This is a genomic window from uncultured Aquitalea sp. (assembly GCF_945957525.1).
Taxonomy (GTDB): Bacteria; Pseudomonadota; Gammaproteobacteria; order Burkholderiales; family Chromobacteriaceae; genus Aquitalea.
Window position 1 is genome coordinate 233,828 of record NZ_CAMFLA010000002.1, and the last position, 20,948, is coordinate 254,775.

13 protein-coding genes are annotated in these 20,948 nt (G+C 63.0%); 11 read left to right on the plus strand and 2 right to left on the minus strand.

The annotated features are described in order from the left end of the window. Positions 1-161 precede the first annotated feature (161 nt). Positions 162-2,753, plus strand: coding sequence for a bifunctional aconitate hydratase 2/2-methylisocitrate dehydratase (acnB, locus tag Q0P52_RS02875; protein WP_293764285.1), 2,592 nt, complete (start codon positions 162-164; stop codon positions 2,751-2,753). Positions 2,754-2,938: 185 nt separating this feature from the next. Next, positions 2,939-6,055 carry a DNA translocase FtsK gene (locus Q0P52_RS02880; protein ID WP_293764288.1) on the plus strand — a complete coding sequence of 1,039 codons (3,117 nt, stop codon included), beginning with the start codon at positions 2,939-2,941 and terminating at the stop codon, positions 6,053-6,055. Positions 6,056-6,137: 82 nt separating this feature from the next. Here the strand turns inward: Q0P52_RS02880 and Q0P52_RS02885 are convergent, their stop codons facing one another. Then, a complete protein-coding gene (locus tag Q0P52_RS02885) occupies positions 6,138-6,278 on the minus strand; it encodes a hypothetical protein (protein ID WP_293764291.1) in 141 nt (46 codons plus the stop codon). Positions 6,279-6,586: 308 nt separating this feature from the next. Between Q0P52_RS02885 and Q0P52_RS02890 the strand changes: the two genes are divergently transcribed. Further along, positions 6,587-9,400, plus strand: coding sequence for a PAS domain S-box protein (locus Q0P52_RS02890; protein ID WP_293764294.1), 2,814 nt, complete (start codon positions 6,587-6,589; stop codon positions 9,398-9,400). Here the strand turns inward: Q0P52_RS02890 and Q0P52_RS02895 are convergent. Continuing rightward, on the minus strand, positions 9,392-10,591 hold the full coding sequence (locus Q0P52_RS02895) for a VWA domain-containing protein (protein WP_293764296.1): 1,200 nt from the start codon (positions 10,589-10,591) through the stop codon (positions 9,392-9,394). The two genes, Q0P52_RS02890 and Q0P52_RS02895, sit on opposite strands and share 9 nt — an antisense overlap. Before the next feature lie 149 nt (positions 10,592-10,740). On the opposite strand from Q0P52_RS02895, the gene Q0P52_RS02900 reads away from it, so the two are divergent. The 8 genes from Q0P52_RS02900 to Q0P52_RS02935 all read left to right on the plus strand — a co-directional run bounded on the left by Q0P52_RS02900 (position 10,741) and on the right by Q0P52_RS02935 (position 20,911). Further along, on the plus strand, positions 10,741-12,132 hold the full coding sequence (locus tag Q0P52_RS02900) for a coniferyl aldehyde dehydrogenase (protein WP_293764300.1): 1,392 nt from the start codon (positions 10,741-10,743) through the stop codon (positions 12,130-12,132). Position 12,133: 1 nt separating this feature from the next. Beyond that, entirely contained in the window at positions 12,134-12,649 is a 516-nt protein-coding gene (locus Q0P52_RS02905) for a hypothetical protein (RefSeq protein WP_293764303.1), read from the plus strand. 8 nt (positions 12,650-12,657) lie between these two features. Beyond that, positions 12,658-14,259 (plus strand): GMC family oxidoreductase, encoded by a 1,602-nt coding sequence (locus Q0P52_RS02910; RefSeq protein WP_293764306.1) that lies wholly within the window; start codon positions 12,658-12,660, stop codon positions 14,257-14,259. A 191-nt stretch (positions 14,260-14,450) separates the two neighbouring features. Next, positions 14,451-15,761 (plus strand): TolC family protein, encoded by a 1,311-nt coding sequence (locus tag Q0P52_RS02915; RefSeq protein WP_293764309.1) that lies wholly within the window; start codon positions 14,451-14,453, stop codon positions 15,759-15,761. Position 15,762: 1 nt separating this feature from the next. Continuing rightward, complete coding sequence (locus Q0P52_RS02920; protein WP_293764311.1) at positions 15,763-16,674, plus strand: efflux RND transporter periplasmic adaptor subunit; 912 nt, start codon at positions 15,763-15,765, stop codon at positions 16,672-16,674. Positions 16,675-16,677: 3 nt separating this feature from the next. After that, positions 16,678-18,603: an ATP-binding cassette domain-containing protein gene (locus Q0P52_RS02925; protein ID WP_293764313.1), complete on the plus strand. Its 1,926-nt coding sequence runs from the start codon at positions 16,678-16,680 to the stop codon at positions 18,601-18,603. Next, positions 18,600-19,754: an ABC transporter permease gene (locus Q0P52_RS02930; RefSeq protein ID WP_293764315.1), complete on the plus strand. Its 1,155-nt coding sequence runs from the start codon at positions 18,600-18,602 to the stop codon at positions 19,752-19,754. The genes Q0P52_RS02925 and Q0P52_RS02930 overlap by 4 nt, the downstream gene beginning before the upstream one ends. Continuing rightward, complete coding sequence (locus Q0P52_RS02935) at positions 19,751-20,911, plus strand: ABC transporter permease (RefSeq protein ID WP_293764318.1); 1,161 nt, start codon at positions 19,751-19,753, stop codon at positions 20,909-20,911. Before Q0P52_RS02930 ends, Q0P52_RS02935 begins: the two co-directional genes overlap by 4 nt. Positions 20,912-20,948 lie beyond the last annotated feature (37 nt).

Here is a 20,948-nt window from a genome sequence, read left to right on the forward strand (position 1 = left end):
GCGATGTTTCGATTACTCGTTTGTAAGGCGCTGGTATAAGGCGTAATCTTCCAGCAATCTAAACGGGGTAGAACCAACTTGACTCCCCGGACGGTTGTCGCAGGGCGCAAGCCGCCCCGACTGACTCATTGCAAACAACCCAAGCAAAAAGGTCCCCAGCTATGCTCGAAGCCTACCGTCAGCATGTCGCAGAGCGCGCCGCCATGGGCATTCCGCCCCTGGCCCTGTCCGCCAAGCAGACCGAAGAACTGGTCGAACTCCTGAAAAATCCGCCCAAAGGCGAAGAAGACCTGCTGGTCGAGCTGATTACTCATCGAGTGCCGCCGGGCGTGGATGATGCCGCCAAGGTAAAGGCTTCTTTCCTGGCCGCCGTTGCCGATGGTGATGTGAAGTCCCCGCTGGTGTCCCGCCAGAAGGCCACCGAGCTCTTGGGCACCATGCTGGGTGGTTACAACGTCAAGCCACTGATCGATTTGCTGGGCGATGCCGAAGTGGGGGAGATTGCCGCTGCAGGCCTGAAGAAAACCCTGCTGGTGTTTGATTACTTCCACGATGTGAAAACCCTCGCCGACGCCGGCAACGCCAACGCCAAGGGCGTGCTGCAAAGCTGGGCCGACGCCGAATGGTTCACCAGCCGTCCGGAAGTGGAGCAGAAAATCACCGTTACCGTATTCAAGGTGCCGGGCGAAACCAATACCGACGACTTGTCTCCGGCGCCAGACGCCTGGAGCCGTCCGGACATCCCGCTGCACTACCTGGCCATGCTGAAGAACACCCGTCCGGGTGCGGCCTTCGTGCCGGAAGAAGATGGCAAGCGCGGTCCTATCCAGTTCATCGAAGACCTGAAGAAAAAAGGCCATCTGGTTGCCTACGTGGGCGACGTGGTGGGTACGGGTTCTTCCCGCAAGTCCGCCACCAACTCCGTGGTGTGGGCTACCGGTCAGGACATTCCCTTCGTGCCGAACAAGCGCTTCGGCGGCGTGACCCTCGGCGGCAAGATCGCGCCGATTTTCTTCAATACTCAAGAAGATTCCGGCTCCCTGCCGATCGAAGTTGACGTTTCCGCGCTGGAAATGGGCGACGTGGTGGACATCTACCCGTACGAAGGCAAGATTGTCAAAAACGGCTCCGACGTGGCCAAGTTCCAGCTGAAGTCCGATGTGCTGCTGGATGAAGTGCGCGCCGGTGGTCGCATCAATCTGATTATTGGTCGCGGCCTGACCGCCAAGGCGCGCGAAGCGCTGGGCCTGGCTCCGTCCACCGCTTTCCGTCTGCCGAAGGTGCCGACTGACAGCGGCAAGGGCTTCTCGCTGGCGCAGAAAATGGTGGGCCGCGCCTGTGGTCTGCCGGAAGGCCAGGGCGTACGCCCGGGTACTTACTGCGAACCGCGCATGACCACCGTGGGTTCCCAGGACACCACTGGCCCGATGACGCGCGATGAGCTGAAGGACCTGGCTTGTCTGGGCTTCTCGGCCGACCTGGTGATGCAATCCTTCTGCCACACGGCCGCCTATCCGAAGCCGGTGGATGTGAAAATGCACAAGGAGCTGCCGGCCTTTATCTCCACGCGCGGCGGCGTTGCCCTGCGTCCGGGTGACGGTGTGATCCACAGCTGGCTGAACCGCCTGTTGCTGCCGGATACCGTGGGTACGGGCGGCGACTCCCACACCCGTTTCCCGATCGGCATTTCCTTCCCGGCCGGTTCCGGTCTGGTGGCTTTCGCCGCCGCTACCGGCGTGATGCCGCTGGATATGCCGGAATCCGTGCTGGTGCGTTTCAAGGGCGAACTGCAACCGGGCGTTACTCTGCGCGATCTGGTCAACGCCATTCCGCTGTACGCCATCAAACAAGGCCTGCTGACGGTAGCCAAGGCCGGCAAGAAGAACATCTTCTCCGGTCGCGTGCTGGAAATCGAAGGCTTGCCGAACCTCAAGGTTGAGCAGGCTTTCGAACTGTCCGACGCTTCCGCCGAGCGTTCCGCCGCAGGTTGCACCGTGCACCTGAACAAGGAGCCGATCGTCGAATACATGCGCTCCAACATCACCCTGATGAAGACCATGATCGCCGACGGCTATGCGGATGCCCGTACGCTGGAACGCCGCATCAAGAAGATGGAAGAGTGGATCGCTTCCGGCGAACTGCTGAAGGGCGACGCCGACGCTGAATACGCTGCCGTGATCGACATTGATCTGGCTGACGTGAAAGAGCCGATCGTGGCTTGCCCGAACGACCCGGATGATGTGAAGTTCATGTCCGAAGTGGCCGGCACCAAAATCGACGAAGTGTTCATCGGTTCTTGCATGACCAACATCGGTCACTTCCGCGCCGCGTCCAAGCTGCTGGAAGGCAAGCGCGATCTGCCGGTAAAACTGTGGCTGGCTCCGCCGACCAAGATGGATGCGCAACAGCTGACCAATGAAGGTCACTACGGCGTGTTCGGCATGGCCGGCGCACGCACCGAAATGCCGGGCTGCTCGCTGTGCATGGGCAACCAGGCGCAAGTGCGGGAGGGCGCTACCGTGATGTCCACTTCCACACGCAACTTCCCCAACCGTTTGGGCAAGAACACCAATGTGTTCCTGGGCTCGGCCGAGCTGGCCGCCATCTGCTCCAAGCTGGGCAAGATTCCGACCGTGGAAGAGTACAAGGCAAACATCGGCATCATCAACGAGAAGGGCGCTGAAGTTTACAAGTATCTGAACTTCGACCAGATCAAGGATTACCAGGACGAAGCTGCCAAGGTTGTCCTCTGATCCTGACGGTAAACCGTCTCAAAACCCCGCGTCTCGACGCGGGGTTTTTTATTGCCTGCGCCAGGCATCAAGCCATTCGTCGCGGGAGGAAATGGGGTTACAATCCCCCTTTGGCCTGCGCTGGTCCTGCGCGGGAGGTGCCCGGGGTTCTGGCCCGGGCTGTCACGATTCAGAGGTTAACGCGCGTGTGGTTTTTGTCTGTGCTGCTGGTGGTGAGTGTGCTGGGTGGTCTGGTCTGGTGGAAGGCGGGCAAGCCTTCCGGCGCGCGCTTGCTCAAGCAACTTGACCGTGTGTTGGGCAATACGCACGATGAACCGTTGGAGCCTCAGCCGGCCGTGCTGCGTGAACTCCGTCGCGAGCCGGTCGCCATCAGTTTTGATCATCCGGACGAGCCGGCGCAGGAGTCGTCCGAGCCGTCCCGTCCCGGCGCTCCCGCACCTGCCGCTCCGCTTGTCTCATCGCAGGCTCCGATAAATCCTGCTAACAAATCTGAAGCCGCGCCGCTGCGGCAGGCTGTGAAGCCAGAACCTGTGCGTCAGCCAGCTCCCGATTTGCCGCATGTCGAGCTATCGCGCGATTACCGCCAGCGCAAAGTCCCTGCGCCAAAATCCGATCCGGTAAAAGCAGACCTGCCGGTGATCGGCATTGATGAACTGCAACGCAATCTGCGGCAAGGACATCGCCAGCAGCACGCGAAACGGGCTGCCGCGCCGGTCGCCGAGTCCGACTTGCCCATGGTGGACCCGCAGGAGGTGCGCCAGCAGGTGAGGGCGCTGCACGAGCGGCGTCATGCGCCCAAGGACATGAATCGCCCACTCCCTCCCGTGGTGCTGCAGCCGGTGCGTCCACCTGCGCCGCCCACGCCGTCTCCCTTGGCTACGCCGGCATTCCAGCCGGCTGCTTATGCGCCGGCTTATGACGAGCCCCCTATCGTTCGTCATCAGGAGATGAAGGCCGGGCCAGCTTTTGACGGCTGGCTCAGGCCACCGGCCAAGATACGGCAGGAAGGCGGAACTGAGGCATCAGCCCAGGCAGGCCAAGCCGACAACGACGCCGTCTTGAGTACGGACGAACCGCAGCTTGCGCCGGAATCCGCCCCTTCGGCCAACCTTGAGGAGCCGGCTTCGCTGGCTGGCGCTTTTGCCGCGCGTCGCTTGGAGCGGGCCGCAGATAACGCCATTCCGGTGATTTCCCCCGTGCCGGTGGCGGAGACGAACACTAGTGTCCAACTCAAGCCGGTAGCCGAGGCGGATACCACGGATGAGGCCGGCGAAACGGCGATGACCGAGGCTGTTTTCTCGCCAGACCGTCCCGTTCCACCGATGGCTCCGCAGGCGGCTGCGGAGGATGCCGATACGCTGCCGCAGCAGGAAGAGCGCCTGCGCTGGCGTTGGCCACAACCCCAGCAACGCAGCATGGTGGCGGCAGTTGAGGACGCAGCGTCCCCGACCCACGCCGATGCGTCGCTGGCGGAGGCCAGCGACGCTGTCTCCGTACCGGAGCCGGCTGTCGCGGCGTCGGTAAAGGCGTCCTTGCCATGGACCATCGTCGAGCCCGAGGCTTCGCCGGAGGCGCAGGCGGCCCCTATCGGTGCGATGACTGCCAGCGGCGGTTTGGTATGGCATATGTTGGCCGAAGACAGTGTTGGGCCGGCCGTGGCGGAAGCCGCCAGCCTGCCTGATGCACCCGTGACCGAGTCCGCTCCTTCCGCGCGTCTTGACGAGCCTGCGCCTTGGCATGTCTTGCCGGCGGAGCAGGTGGTGGCGGTAACGGCTGCGGAGGCTGCGCATCGTTCCAGCTTGCCGGTGATCTATGGCGAAGAATGCTTGCCCGGCCTGGATCTGCTGCGCCCGGCCGATGAGGCGCAAGTGGTGTGTTCTGATGATGAGTTGCTGGAACGCGGCATCCTGATCGAAGAGAAGTTGGCTGAATTCAAGGTAAAAGTCAGCGTGGTGGATGCCTACGCGGGCCCGGTGATTACCCGTTATGAAGTAGAGCCCGCGGTGGGCGTGCGCGGCAATCAGGTGGTCAACCTGATGAAAGACTTGTCCCGCGCGCTGGGTCTGGCCTCCATCCGGGTGGTGGAAACCATTCCCGGCAAGACCTGCATGGGGCTGGAGCTGCCCAATGCCAAGCGTCAGATGATCCGCCTGTCGGAAATTTTCAGCGCGGAAGTGTTTCAAGGGTCGCGCTCGCGCCTGACGCTGGCGCTGGGCAAGGACATTACCGGCCAGCCGGTGATTACCGATCTGGCCAAGGCCCCGCACCTGCTGGTGGCGGGGACAACCGGTTCGGGCAAGTCGGTGGGGGTCAACTCCATGATCCTGTCCATGCTCTACAAGGCCACGCCGGATGAGGTTCGCTTCATCATGATTGACCCCAAGATGCTGGAGTTATCGGTCTACAACGATATTCCCCATTTGCTGGCGCCGGTGGTGACCGACATGAAGTTGGCCGCCAACGCCTTGAACTGGTGCGTGGGCGAGATGGAGCGGCGGTACCGGCTGATGAGCGCGCTGGGCGTGCGCAATCTGGCCGGCTACAACGACAAGGTGCGCGATGCGGAAGCGGCAGGGCAGCGATTGACCAATCCCTTCAGTCTGACCCCGGAAACGCCGGAGCCGCTCTACCCGCTGCCCTTCATCGTGGTGGTGGTGGACGAGTTTGCCGACCTGATGATGGTGGCGGGCAAGAAGATCGAAGAGCTGATCGCTCGTCTGGCGCAGAAAGCTCGCGCCGCCGGCATACATCTGATTCTGGCGACGCAGCGGCCGTCGGTGGATGTGATTACTGGCCTGATCAAGGCCAACATCCCCACCCGCATCGCCTTTCAGGTATCCAGCAAGGTGGACAGCCGCACCATTCTCGATCAGATGGGCGCGGAAAGTCTGCTTGGTCAGGGCGACATGCTGCTGTTGCCGCCGGGTTCGGGCTATCCGCAGCGAGTGCATGGTGCCTTTGTCACTGACGACGAAGTACACGCGGTGGTGGACTGGCTCAAGCAGTGGGGCGAGCCGGATTACGTAGAGGGTATTCTCACCGGCGAGGCGGAGGCGGAAGAAGACTCGGCCGCAGCCACGGCCAAGGCGCAGGCCGCTACCGAAAGCGACCCCTTGTACGACGAGGCGGTGGAGATTGTGTTGCGTACGCGCAAGCCATCCATTTCTTCGGTGCAGCGTCATTTGCGCATCGGCTACAACCGAGCTGCGCGGCTGATTGAGCAAATGGAGGCGGCAGGCATCGTCAGTGCGATGGAGAGCAACGGCAACCGTACGGTACTGGTGCCGCAGCGGGATTTCTAGGCGCTTCGGCTAACCTTGGCGGGTTGGGGATCAGCAATAAAAAAGGCACCATGCGGTGCCTTTTTGTTTTGCGTTAAAGCGCTTAACGCCGGCGGCGTCTGTCATCGCGCTCCGTGCGGATACGGATGGGAACCAGCTCGCGCTTTTTCTCCATCGGGGCGGTCAGCAGGCCCACTATCGCCGCGCCGGCGGCGATCAGGGCAATCATCAGAACGGTTTCCATGGCGGCTCTCCCTCAGCTTGGGTGAGGTCGTATGCTGACCCCTGCTTTCATTGTCGGCAGGTCTTGCCGATTCCTCAAGAAAAAAATGGGGCTGATGCTGCTGGTTTCAATACTTACTTTCAGATTAATCCTTTTATGAAATCAGCAATAACCTAGAATCAATCAAGACATTACTTGCGGCTGCCAGCAGGATGCGAAGCAAATGCCAGCCAGAGGGCGCAGGGGCGATCTTGTAGGCAAGAACCGGGCGGCGCGAAGGTGGCGCGGGTTGTTCGGCACAAAAAATCAGACGGGTGGAAACCGGATTGATGACTGCGAAGAAAAAGCGTAGCGGCATGGAGGTGCCGGTTGGTGTATGGCGCGCGGCGCTGGATGCTGAAGGCGGCGCCGTATTGTTGCTGGATCGCCATGGCGCGGTGTGTTACGCCAGCCCTTCGGCGAGGCAGATATTGCGCTGCGACCGCCCGGAAGATTGCAGTCTTGACGATTTGCTGGCGCAGGCGGGTGTGGCGGCGAGCCTGTTGCCGGCACTCCCCGTCCTGCCGTCTGGAGATGCGTGTCGCGAGTTGTTGCTGCAGGATGCCAAGGGCAGGCCCTGTCATGTGCGCTTGCGCCGTCGGCAGTTGGAGGAAAAGGCGGATTGGTCGCTGGTGACGCTGGAAAGCGAATGGGGCAGTCTCTCCCAGATTGCGCGCGAGCAGCACGCCTTGTTTGTCAATGGGCCGATGGTGGCGTTTGCCTGCCATGCCGAGTCTCCATCACAGTTGGCCGAGGTCAGCCCTAATGTCATGCGGCTGCTGGGCCATTTCCCCGAGGATATTCTGCTCTCGCCCGACTGGTGGCGCGAACATGTTCACCCCGCAGACCGCCATGCGCTGGATGAAACAGACTGGCAGAAGGCCGCAGGTGGGTATATTTACCGGCGCTACCGCATGCTGCACGGCGCAGGCCACTGGCGTTGGGTGGAGGAGTATGCCCAGCGCGTGGATGCAGGGCGGATTCAGGGTTATTGGCTGGATATCAATGATCAGGAAGAGGGACGGGACCGGCTGAGCAAGATTGCCGCCAGCATTCCCGGCATGATTTTCCAATATCGGGCCAGCGAAGCGAAATTTGGCGAATTCTCTTATGTCAGCGAGGGCGCGCGATCGATATTCGCCTGTTCGCCGCAGCAATTGATGGAGAGCAGCAACCTGGTGTGGGACCGCCTGCATCCGGATGATCGCTACCGGGTAATCGACGAAGCGCTGATCGCCCAGCGCTACCATCTGCCGCTGATCACGGAGTTCCGCATCCGTTTTGATGATGGCCACATCATCTGGGTGGAGGGGCGCGCTACGCCGGAAACCCAGCCGGACGACTCGGTGTGTTGGTACGGCATCATCTCCGAGGTGACCCAGCGCAAGCAGATCGAGCAGGCCTTGCGTCAGAGCGAAGAGCGGCTGGATATGGCCATCCAGGCCGCCAATATGGGCTTGTGGGACTGGAACGTGGTGCAGGGCACGCTGGAGTTCAACAAGCAGTTGCTGGACATGACGGGTGTGGATGTCGAGCAATTGCGCGCGTTTGGCCAGACTGCCTGGCAATTGCTGGTGCACCCGGAGGATGTCTCCGGTATTCGCCACTGTCTTCGCCAGTTGTTGGGAAACAAGGCGGGCGTTTACCGCATCGAATACCGGCTGCGCAATGCAAGCGGCGAGTGGATGTGGGTGCTGGACAAGGGGCAGGTGTTCGAGAAAGACGACAACGGTAATGTGGTGAGGGTGGTGGGGACGGTGCAGGACATCTCCGCGCACAGGTTGGCCCAGCAATTGTTGAAGAACAGCGAAGCGCATTTCCGCATGCTGTTCCAGAACCACGCGGCGGTGATGCTGCTGCTGGACCCGGAAAGCGGCCTGATTCAGGATGCCAACCCATCGGCCGAGCGCTTTTATGGTTACAGTCGCGATGAGTTGGTCGGCATGCCGATGAGCCGGATAAACCAAATGACCAAGGACAAGGTGTCCGGTCTGCTCAATGCCGCTTTGAGCCGCGCGCACAATCATTTCACCTTCACGCACAAAGTGCGGGGCGGAGAGCTGCGCACCGTGGAGGTGTATTCCTCGCCAGTGGAATCCCACGGCAAGAAAATGCTGTTTTCGATCATCCACGACATTACCGCGCGCCGTAAAGCCGAGGAGGCTTTCATGCTGCAGCAGCAGCAGTTGCTGGCCATCATCGAGAACTTTCATGGTGCGGTGGTGGTGGAAAACCAGCACGGTGATGTGGTGCTGGCCAATCGCCAATACTGTCGCATCTTCATGCCCGGGGTGGCTCCAGAGCAGTTGAAAGGCATTCGGCGCGAGCAGTTGATAGAGCAGGTGATGCAGGTGTTCGCCGATCCGCCGGCCATTCAGTCGCGCTTGCAAGAGCTGACCTTTGCCCGCGATCCCGTGCTGGGCGACGAGGTGCTGCTGGCGGATGGCCGGGTGATGGAGCGGGACCATGTGCCCATCATCGTTGAGCGTCAGTTGCGCGGTTTTTTGCGTGTTTATCGGGATATCACGTTGCGCAAGCGGCAAGAGCGCGAGCTGCGCGAACTGGCCACCACGGATGCGCTGACGGGCGTGGCCAATCGCCGCAGTTATATGGAGAAACTGCAGGAGGAGTTTGTCCGCTTCCAGCGCTTTGGCGATCCGGTGTCGGTGTTGATGATGGATATCGATCACTTCAAGGCCGTCAACGATACTTGGGGACATGCCGCAGGCGACAAGGTGCTCCGGGCGTTTGCCGAAGTCAGCCGCAGCGTGATCCGGCAAGTGGATACGCTGGGTCGGGTGGGGGGCGAGGAGTTTTCGGTGGTGCTGCCGGCCTGTTCGCTGGCTAGCGCCAGCAAGTTGGCCGAAAGGGTGCGCAAAGCGGTGGCTGCCAAACGCGTCAGCAATGGCAAGGACACCTTGCGAATGAAGGTAAGCATTGGCGTCAGCTGCTTTGACGCAGCGCATCAGGGGCCGGACGTGGCGATGGCGCTGGCCGATCAGGCCTTGTACGAGGCCAAGCTCAACGGACGCAATCAGGTGCGGGCTTTTGATGGGGGAGGCTTGCCGTTCGAGGTGCCCGCCAGGCCCCCGTCTTCAGACTGAGGGCGCGGCAATGCCGCTTTTTTTCAGCGCGCGCATGGCCTGGTCGATGCCTTCCAGCGTCAGCGGATACATGCGGTTTTCCATCAGCTGGCGCAGCATGCGCAGCGAGGGGGTGTAGTCCCAGGCTTGCTCAGCCACCGGGTTGAGCCAGGCGGCATGGCGGAAGTGTTCCAGCAGTCGGCGCAGCCAGGTTTCGCCCGGTTCGGGGTTCATGTGCTCCACGCTGCCGCCGGGGTAGGTGATTTCGTAGGGGCTCATGGTGGCGTCGCCCACCAGAATCAGCTTGTAGTCGGCGCCGAAGGTGTGGATGAGGTCCCAGGTGGACAGGCTGCTGCTTTGCCGGCGGTGATTATCCTTCCACACGGTTTCGTACACGCAGTTGTGGAAGTAGTAATACTCCAGGTGCTTGAACTCGGTTTTGACGGCGGAGAAGAGCTCTTCCACCACCTTGATGTGGTCGTCCATCGAGCCGCCCACGTCAAACAGCACCAGCACTTTTACCGCATTGTGCAATTCGCGGGTCATGCGCAAATCCAGCATGCCGGCATTGCGCGCGGTGGCGGCGATGGTGGCGTCCAGATCCAGCACATCTTCCGCGCCGTCGCGGGCGAACTCACGCAGTCGGCGCAAGGCCACCTTAATGTTGCGGGTGCCAAGCTCCACCGAGTCGTCAAAATTGCGGAACTCCCGCTTGTCCCACACTTTCACCGCGCGGCGATGGCGGGATTCGTTCTGGCCGATGCGGATGCCGGCCGGATTGTAGCCGTAGGCACCGAAAGGGCTGGTGCCGCCGGTGCCTATCCATTTGTTGCCGCCCTGATGGCGTTCGTGCTGCTCGGCGAGGCGTTCGCGCAGGGTGTCCATCAGCTTGTCCCAGCCCATGGCTTCCAGCTGTCGCTTTTCCTCCTCGCTGAGAAACTTCTCTACCTGCTTGCGCAGCCAGTCTTCCGGAATTTCAGTTTGCAGATCGTCCAGCGTCAGGGACTTGCCCTGAAAGTGGTGGCCGAACACCTGATCAAAACGATCGTAGTATTTTTCGTCTTTGACGAGGGTGGTGCGCGCCAGATAGTAGAACGCATCCAGGCTGCCGAAGGCCACGTGCTGACGCAGGGCCTCCAGCAAGGTGAGGAATTCTTTCAGCGTGACGGGCAGGCGCGCATCGCGCAGGGCGTAGAAGAAGTCGATCAGCATGGGAATTCTATGAGTGATGACACGGAAAAAGCTTGGTGCTATGCTGGCTTTAGAGTCGTGGCTCTAAACGACCGTTCGGGTTAATCCAACACCATCACGAGGATAGCACAATGGATGCTTTCAAAACGGCAACAGGGGAAGAGACTGTCATGCAAGACGCCTTTCTGCGTTTGCGTGCGGCAGCGCGAAAACAGGCTTTCCCCGAGTTGGCCGAACGGCGGCGCTGGCTGACGGCGCTGGAGCGGCTGATCAAGGATAACCGCCAGCCGCTGATTGCGGCGGTGAGTGCGGATTTCGGTCACCGCAGCGATGTGGAAACCCGTCTGGGCGAGCTGTTTCCCTCGCTGGAGGGCATCCGTCACGCCCAGCGCCATCTGGCGCGCTGGATGCGCCCGCAGCGGCGCAAGGCGTCCATCTGGTTCATGCCGGCGCGCAATCGCGTCATCCCGCAGCCGCTGGGTGTGGTGGGGGTGATCGTACCGTGGAACTATCCCTTGTTTCTCGCCTTCGGCCCGCTGGTGGCCGCGCTGGCGGCCGGCAATCGGGTGATGGTGAAGATGTCGGAACTGACGCCCGCCACTGGCGAGCTGCTGCGCGAGTTATGCGGGCGCTATTTTGGCCCGGATCTGGTAACCGTGGTGAACGGGGGCCCCGAGCTGGCGCAGGCGTTTACTCGCTTGCCGTTTGACCATCTGCTGTTTACCGGCTCCACCGCCATCGGCAAACATGTGATGCGCGCCGCGGCGGACAATCTCACGCCAGTGACGCTGGAGCTGGGCGGCAAGTCGCCCACGCTGGTGGCACCGGGCGCCGATGTCAGCCTGGCGGCGGAAAGCATCGTGGCCGGCAAGATGTTCAATGCCGGGCAAACCTGTGTGGCGCCGGATTATGTGCTGGTGCAGGAAAAGGAGCGCGATCGCTTGGTCGCCGCGCTGGAAGGCGCGGCCAGCAAAGCCCACCCGCAACTGCGCGACAGCAGCGCCTACAGCAACATCATCAATCAGCGTCATTATCAACGCCTGCAGGGCTGGCTGGACGAGGCGCGCGCCGCCGGCGCAGCAGTACGGCAGATCAATCCCGCCGGCGAGGCGCTGGACGGCGTGCGCAAGCTGCCGCTGACGCTGGTGCTGGATTGCCCGGACGAAGTCAGGCTGATGCAGGAAGAAATCTTCGGCCCCATCCTGCCGGTGGTGAGCTACCGCACGTTTGCCGAAGCGCTGGACTACATCAACAACCGTCCCCGTCCCTTGGCGCTGTATCTGTTCGATACCGATGAAAAGCGCATCGAGCAAACCCTGCGCGACACCATCTCCGGCGGCGTGGCCATCAACGACACCCTGCTGCAAGTGGCGCAGGACGACATGCCGTTCGGCGGGGTGGGCCCGTCCGGCATGGGCCACTACCACGGCCCGGAGGGCTTCCTCACTTTCTCCAAACTCAAGCCGGTATTCGAGCAAAGCCGCCTTTCCGGCGCGCCGATGACGCGCGCGCCCTATGGGCGCCGCATCGAATGGCTGCTGAAACTGATGATGGGGCGCTGAGATGCTGAGCCGTCGACAACTGCTCAAAACCGGCATGGCCGGTAGCGTGGTGCTGTTGGCCGCCGGTTGGCTGGCCACGCCGCGAGAAGACGCGGCGCCTGAGGGCGTGCCTGCGTTCAAGGCTTTGCAAGAACGCGACGCGGTAGTACTGCGCGCCATCATTCCGGTGATGCTGGGTTTGCCGCAGGTGCCGGTGGACGAGGTGCTGAAAGGGGTGGATGCGTCGGTGGCGGCTTTGCCGCCGCCGGTGCGCGATGAATTGCGCCAGTTGTTTGATCTGCTCGACAACCGCTGGGCGCGGCGTTGGCTGGCAGGCGTGCGCGAGCCCTGGGCCGAAGCGTCGCCGGCAGCGCTGGCGCGGTTTCTCGCCAACTGGCGCGATAGCGCCTTTCCTTTGTTGCGCAGCGCTTACCAGGCCCTGCATGCTTTGATCAATGCCGGCTGGTACGGCAATGCCGCCAGCTGGAGCGCCATCGGCTATGCCCAGCCGGCGCAAGTAATGGGCTTGCTGCCATGACAGAACGCATGACTCTCCCTGATCCGGTGGCCGCTGGCGTGGCTGGCGGCTGGCGCGTCACTGACGGCGCGGTGGCGCGTGAGGATATCAAGCTCAGCGTGGATGTGCTGATTGTCGGCACCGGCGCGGGCGGCGGCATGGCGGCGGAGACGCTGGCCAAGGCCGGGCTGGACGTGCTGATGGTGGAGGAAGGTGCACTCCGGAGCTCGAAGGACTTTCGCTTGCTGGAAGCCAAAGCCTATCCGGAACTGTATCAGGAGGCGGCCAGCCGCAAGACGGCGGACAAGGCCATCGGCATCTTGCAGGGGCGCACGGTGGGCGGCAGCACCACGGTCAACTGGACCAGCTCTTTTCGCACTCCGGCGGACACCTTGGGCTGGTGGCATCAGCGCCTCGGCCTTGCCGATACCACCGAAGCCGGCATGGCGCCCTGGTTCGAGATGGCCGAAACCCGCCTGGGCGTCAGCGACTGGCTTACCGACCCCAACCCCAACAACAGCGTGCTGGAGCGAGGCTGCAAGGCGCTGGGCCTCAAACATGGCCGCATCCGCCGTAATGTGAAAGGCTGCTGGAACCTGGGGTATTGCGGCATGGGCTGCGCCACCAACGCCAAGCAGTCCATGCTGGTGACCACCATTCCCGGCGCGCTGGAGCATCGCGCCAGCCTGATCACCCGCGCGCGCATCGACCGGCTGGTCCGGTCCGCCGACGGCAAGCGGGTGGAGCGGGCGGAGGGCAGCCTGTTGGCCGAAGACGGCATGACGCCCACCGGCCGAAAACTGATCATCACGGCGCGGCAGGTGGTGCTGGCGGCGGGGGCCATCGGCACGCCGGCCATCTTGCTGCGCAGCGGTATCGGCGATGCCGGCAGTCATACCGGCAAACGCACTTTCCTGCACCCGGTGGCACTGTCCGGCGCGGTGATGCCGGAGCGCATTGAACCCTACAATGGCGCGCCGCAGACGGTGTATTCCGATCACTTCATGCACACTCAGCCGCTGGATGGACCGCTGGGCTACAAACTGGAAGCGCCGCCGGTGCATCCTTTGCTGATGTCGGTGACGCTGACCGGCATCGGCGCTGCCCAGCAAGACTTGATGCGGCAACTGCCGCACTTGCAGGTAACGCTGGCCCTGCTGCGCGACGGGTTTCACCCGGACAGCCAGGGCGGCGAGGTCAAGCTGCGCGGCGATGGATCGCCGGTGCTGGATTACCCGCTGAACGACCCGGTCTGGGACGGCGTGCGTCGCAGCTGGCTTACCATGGCCGAGCTGCAGTTTGCCGCCGGCGCTGCTTCCGTGCTGACCGTGCATGAGCAAGCCGGCTTGACCAGAAGCTGGCGCGAGGCGCGCGAGGTCATCGCCGGCTTACCCTTGAAGCCCTTGCTGGCGCGGGTGGTGTCCGCCCATGTGATGGGTGGCGCGGCCATGAGCGCCCGGCCCGAGGACGGGGTGGTGGACGAATACGGCCGGCATTGGCAGGTGGGTAATCTCAGCGTGATGGATGGTTCCGTGTTTCCCACCAGCATTGGCGCAAACCCGCAGCTGTCGGTATATGCCTTCGCCTTGCGCTCAGCGCACAAGTTGGCCGAAACGCTGCAACGAGGGTGAATACGCCGGGCAGGCCAAATTGTTTTGTTTGAGTATTTGCACCAAAAAGCCGGCAAAGCCGGCTTTTTTCATGGCGATGTCTGCAAAAATGCGCAAGTAAATGACATTTCTCAACGGGAGTTCGCTGGCTGGCGTTAGAATGGGCCTGTATTGATGAATGGTGATTCATTACTGCTATGGCATTTTTCCGTTTGAATAAAGCCGTATTTGGCGTGCTGCTGGCGTTAACGGGGCAGGCGCAGGCGGCGGAAACGCTGGAGCAAGCCTGGCAAGCGGCAGTGCAAGCCAGCAATGCCCTGCGCGCGGAAGCCCGGCGCGTGGGCGCTGCCGGCGAGCAGGTCAAGGCGGCGGAAGCCGCTGCCGGGCCGACGCTGAAGCTGGAGGGCAGCTGGACGCAGCTGGACAGCACCCCGCAAGCGCGCATTGATCTGACGCCGATGACGCAGGGGCTGGGCCCCTTGGCCGCGCGTCTGCCGTCTAGCGTGGACGCGCCGCTGTCCAGCAATCATCTGGGCGTAGCCGACGCCAGGCTCAGTCTGCCGCTGTATACCAGTGGTCGCCTGCAAGCGCTGCGCGACGCGGCGCTGTCCTCCGAAGACGCTGCGCGGCAAGGCTTGACGCAGGCGGAGCAGGAGCTGCGTTTGCAAGTGGCGGAGGCCTATTTCAATGTGCTGCGCGCCGGCCATGCTCACGACGTGGCGCGCCAGTATCTGGCCAGCCTGGAAAGCTATCAGCGGGATGTCGGTAATTTCTTCCGCAAGGGGGTGGTGGCGCGCGGCGATCTGCTGGGTGCGGAAGTGGCCGTGGCGGACGCTAGGCAAAAGCAGATTGTAGCCGCCCAGGCCAAGGCGCTGAGCCGCGCTGCTTATAACCGTCTGCTAGGGCGGGCATTCACACAAGAAGTGGCGTTGGCCGAGGTGGATTGGCCGCGCGAGACGCGCCCGCGCGCGCAATTGGCCGCCATGGCGGATCGGCAACGGCCCGAGCTGGCGGCGCTGGCCCGTTGGCGCGACGCGCTGGAAGCCAATGCCCGCAGCGTCAAAGCCGAGGGTGGGCCGCAGGTGGGCGCCTATGCCGCCTACAGTTATGCGGACAATCCCTATCTGGTGAACAAGGGTTATGGCTCGCTGGGCCTGGGCGTGAGCTGGACGCTGTTTGACAGCGGCCTGATCCGCGCGCGCGCCGCCGGCGTCAGCGAGCAGGCGCAGGCTATGGCGGATCAGCTTCAGGAAGCCAAAAGCCTGGTGGCGCTGGATGTGGAGCGCGCCGCCAGCGCCGAGCTGGAGTCCGCCGAGCGGGTGACGGTAGCGCAAAGCGCGCTCAAATCCGCCGACGAATACCTGGCCATACAGCGAGACCGCTACCGCAACGGTCTCGCCAATCAGACCGAAGTGCTGGCGGCCGAGGCGCGCCGCGCCGACAGTCAGCGCAATCTCTACAACGCCCGTTACGACCACGCGTTAGCCGTGGTGCGGCTGAAACGGGCCACGGGTGAGCTTTGACATGAAAAAAACCGGATGGATTGTGGCGGCGCTGGTATTGGGCGTGGCTGGCGCAGTGGGGTATAGCCAGTGGCAGAACCGCGCGCGTGGTTTGCCGGACGGATTGATCCAGGCCAATGGGCGGCTGGAGGGCGACAGCGTGCTGATCGCCGGCAAGTACCCCGGCAGGTTGGCCGAAGTGCGCGCTCATGAAGGCGACGCGGTGACCAGCGGACAAGTGGTGGCGGTACTGGCGTCCGACGAGGTGACGGCGCGCCTCCATGCCGCTCAGGCTGCCGTGGCGTCGGCCCGGGCGCAAAAAGACCGTGCCGCTGCCGCCAGCGCGCAGGCCGGCAAGGATGCCGCCCGCTTTGCCGACTTGCTGGCGCGCGGATCGGTGGATCGCATGCATGCCGAGCAGATGCAGCTGGCCGCCGTCAGCGCCCGTACCGTGTTGCAGCAGGCCGACCAGCAGATCAGCCAGGCGGATGCCGCGAGGCGGGAAGCGCAGGCCGTGCTGGATGAGCTGACGCTGAAAGCGCCCAGTGGCGGCGTGGTGGTGAATCGCCTGCGCGAACCGGGAGAGGTGGTGGCGGCGGGCGCCGGCGTGGTGGAGCTGGTGGATCTCAATAAGCTGTACCTCAAGGTGTATGTGCCGGAAAACCAGATCGGCAAGGTCCGCTTGGGTTTGCCGGCGCAACTGCATACCGATGCCTTTCCTGATCAAGTGTTTGAGGCGCGCGTGACCCATATCGGCAGCAAGGCCGAGTTCACGCCCAAGGAGGTGCAGACGCCGGACGAGCGCGTCAAGCTGGTGTACGCGGTGAAGCTGTCGCTCAGCGCTAATCCGGGGTTCAGGCTCACCCCCGGGCTGCCGGCCGATGCGGTCATCCGCTGGAAGGATGATGTGCCTTGGCAGGCTCCGCACTGGTAAATCATGAACGACGAAATCGTTATCCGCGCCACGGACTTCGGCAAACGTTACGCCCGTCACGCTGCGGTCTGCGGGCTCGATCTTGCCGTACGCAAGGGCGAGCTGTACGGCCTGATCGGCCCGGATGGGGCGGGCAAATCCAGCCTGATGAAGGCGGTTGCCGGCGTATTGGCTTTTGAGGAAGGCCGGCTGGAAGTATTTGGCCTGCCGGTGGGCAGCGAGCGCGAGGCGGAGCGGGTAAAGGGACGCTTGGGCCTGATGCCGCAGGGGTTGGGGCAGAACCTGTATGGTGATCTGTCCATCGAGGAAAACGTGGATTTCTTCGCCCGCTTGCGGCAGGTGCCGGCGGCGGAAGCCGCCGCGCGCAAGGAGCGTTTGCTGGCTATTACCCGGCTGGCGGCTTTTCGCGCACGGCCGATGAAGCAGCTGTCCGGCGGCATGAAACAAAAGCTGGGGCTGGTGTGCACGCTGATTCACGCGCCGGACCTGATCATCCTCGACGAGCCCACCACCGGCGTGGACCCGGTGTCTCGCCGTGATTTCTGGGCCATTCTCGCAGAGTTGATTGCCGATCAGGGCCTTACCGCATTGGTGTCCACCGCCTATATGGATGAAGCCAGCCGCTTTACCCGCATGAGCTTGCTGCACGAGGGACGCGTGTTGGCCGAAGGTGCGCCGCAGGACATCCTGGCGCTGGCGCCGGGCGTGCTGGTGCAATGCCGGGTGGAGCCGCAATTGGAGGCAATCAGCCGCCTGGCGGCGGACTTCCCCCAGTGCGAAGCTATGGGGCCGGATATCCGCTTGTTTGCCGCGGGACTGGATGAAGCCGGCGCGCGCGCAGCGGTCGCGCAGAGGCTGGCCGGCTTGCCGTGTCAGCGTCTGGATGTCATGGAGCCGGAGCTGGAAGACGTTTTCGTCGCCATGTTGTCGAGGCAGGGCGCGGCCGCCGCCACGGCGCAGCCCGTCAGCGCGGCGGTGGCGAATGCCGAGGGACTGGCCATCGAGGCGCGCGGGCTGTCCAAATGCTTTGGCGAATTTATCGCGGTGGGCGACGTCAGCTTCCAGGTGCGGCAGGGTGAAATCTTCGGCTTGCTGGGCGCTAACGGCGCTGGAAAAACCACCGCCATCAAGATGCTCACCGGTATCTTGCCGCCCACGCGCGGCGAGGGACGGGTAGCCGGCGCCGACATGAAGCAGGCCGGCGCGCTGATCAAGTCGCGCATCGGTTATATGTCGCAGGCCTTCTCCCTCTATCTGGATCTGACCGTGGCGGAAAACATCCGTCTTTACGCAGGCATTTACGGCCTGGACCGTCGCCGCCGCGACAGCCGTCTGGGCTGGATTCTCGATATGGCCGGCCTGCATGGTCACGAAAACGACCTGGCCTCGTCCTTGCCCATGGGTCTGCGCCAGCGCCTGGCGCTGGGCTGTGCGCTGGTGCACGAACCCCGGGTACTGTTTCTGGACGAGCCCACCAGCGGCGTGGACCCCTTGGGGCGGCGCGCTTTCTGGGACATCCTGTTCCGACTGTCGCGCGTGGACGGCGTGGCCATGCTGGTGACCACCCATTACATGAGCGAGGCGGAACACTGCGACCATCTGGCGTTGATGTTTGCCGGCAAGGTAGTGGCGGACGCCAGTCCTGAGGCGATGAAACAGGAAGTCATCGCCGAGGCCGGTCAGCTTTACCGTTTACAGGCCGACAACGCCGCGGCGCTGGTGCGCCCGCTGCAGGAGCATGGTTTTGCCAATGTTTCGCCGTATGGCGCCGCCTTGCATGTGCTGACGCGCGAGCCGGAGCGGCTGCGCAAGACGCTGGCGGGCATGGGCGTGCCGGCAGACCTGCGCGAGCGGCCCATCGCCATGGAGGATGTCTTCGTGCATCGCGTCAGCCAACTGGAAGCGGCCAGCCGGAAGGGACAGCCATGAACCTGAAACGGGTGGCGGCCATCGCCTCCAAGGAATGGCGGGAGATCCTGCGCGACCGGCTGTTCTTTTCGCTGGCCTTTGTGGTGCCGGCCTTGTTGATGGTGCTGTTTGGCTACGGATTATCGCTGGATGTGGAAAACATCCCGTTCGCCGTGGTGGATCAGGATCGCAGCGCCGCAAGCCGGGATTACGCCTATCGTTTCATCGATTCACGCTATTTCAGCTTTCGCGGTTACGCCGCTAATCAGCGCGATGCCGAGCGTGCGCTAGCTGCCGGCGATGTGCGGGTGGTGCTGGTGATTCCGCCGCGCTTCGGCCAACGTCTGGCGCAGGGGCGCGAGGCCGGCATCCAGACGCTGGTGGACGGCACGTTTCCCAGTCGCGCCATGACCACCAAGGGCTACGTTACCGCCATCAACGCGGCGTTCAGCCTGGCCTCGGTGACGCAGGCGGTGTCGCGCGTCACCGGCATGCCGCCGGACGATGTGGCGGCGCAGCTGACGCCCATCGCGCTGGAAACGCGCTATCTCTACAACCAGAGCGTCACCAGCATTTGGTCGCTGGCGCCCAAGCTCATCATGGTGATCCTGATGTTGTCGCCCCCTTTTCTCACGGCGCTGGGCGTAGTGCGCGAGAAGGAAAACGGCTCCATCTTCAATATCTACGCGTCCAACGTCAGTCGGGGAGAGTTTCTTGCCGGCAAGCTGCTGCCCTACGTAGCCATTTCCAGCGTCAACATCCTGGTGTTGTGGCTGCTGGCTACGCTGTTGTACGGCGTGCCGTTCAAAGGCAGCTTGCTGTTCTTTCTGCCGGCCACCCTGGTGTATGTGCTGTGTACCACCGGCATCGGCTTGCTGGTGTCCGTGCTGGTGCGCACCCAAGTGGCGGCCATGATTGTCACCATGGTGGCCACCATGATTCCGGCGGTGCTGTATTCCGGCCTGATCATCCCCATCGTGTCGCTGGGGCCGGGTGCGCGGCAGGTGGCCGAACTGATGCCGGCCATGTACTACACCGACATCGTGGTGGGCTGCTTCCTCAAGGGCGTGGGGCTGCAGAGTCTGTGGCGACCGTTGCTGGTGCTGTCCTTGTATGCCTGCCTGTTGTTTGCCGTCGGTTACGCCCTGTTCAGCAAGAGGCCAAAAACATGAGCGATTTTCTCCTGTGGTGGCGGCTGGCGCTGCGGCGTTTCGCAGTGATGCTGGTGAAGGAGCTGAAACAGCTGGGGCGCGACCGGGTACTGCTGGCCTTCATCGTTTACGCCTTCACCGCTGATATTTTCCTTGCGGCGTCCGGGGTGTCCTTGTCGCTCAATCATGCGGCCATGTTGGTGCAGGACATGGATCGCACGCCGCAATCGCGCGAACTGGCGGCGCGCTTCGCCGAGCCGCACTTTCAGCAGGGCGGCGTGGTGACGCGTGACGCGCAAGGCCTGGCGGCGCTGGATCGCGGCGAAGCCATGATCGTGCTGTCGGTGCCGCCGGACTTCGGCAAACATCTGCAAAAGGGCGAACCCGTCGCCGTGGCCATGCAGGTGGACACCACCAATTCAGTGCTGGGTTTTCTGGCCACCAGCTATGCGCAGGAAATCGTCGCCCGCTTTGGTCTGGAGTCGGCGATGCGCCGCTTGGGTCTGGCCGGCGGCGCGGCGGCCGAGCTGCCGCAGGCGGCCAACGAGGTGCGGGTCTGGTACAACCCGAATCAGGAAGACAGCTGGTTCATGGGTATTTCGGAGATGCTGAACATCGCCACCGTGTTTGCCGTGCTGTTGCCGGCGGCGGCCATGGTGCGAGAGAAAGAGCGCGGCACGGTGGAGCAGTTGATCGTTTCGCCGCTGACGCCGTTCGGCATCCTGTTTCCCAAGGTGGTGTCCATGACCGGGGTGATCCTGTGCGGTGTGGCGCTCAGCCTGTTTCTGGTGTTGATGCCGGTATTCGCCATTCCCGCCAAGGGCAGTCTGGCGCTGTTCTTTGCGCTGTCCGGCCTGTATGTGTTCACCACGGCGGGCTTGGGCTTGTTTGCGGCCACCATTGCCCGCAATCTGGCGCAGGCGGGCATGCTCTCCATCCTGATTCTGGCGCCCATGCTGTTTCTGTCCGGCGCCTGGACGCCGCCGGAGGCCATGCCGGCTTGGTTGCGCGGGCTGATGTTTGTCTCGCCGTTGCACTATTACCTGGACATCGCCTTTGGCATCTTGCTGAAAGGGCAGGGGGTGACCGAGCTGTTGCCGGCCATCATGGGCATGACTGCCATCGGCGTAGGCGTGTTTGCCTTTGGCCTGCTGCTGTTTCGCCGGCAGTTTGATTGATACGGCCCGAGCTGCGGGCCGGCAATGTAAAACGCCG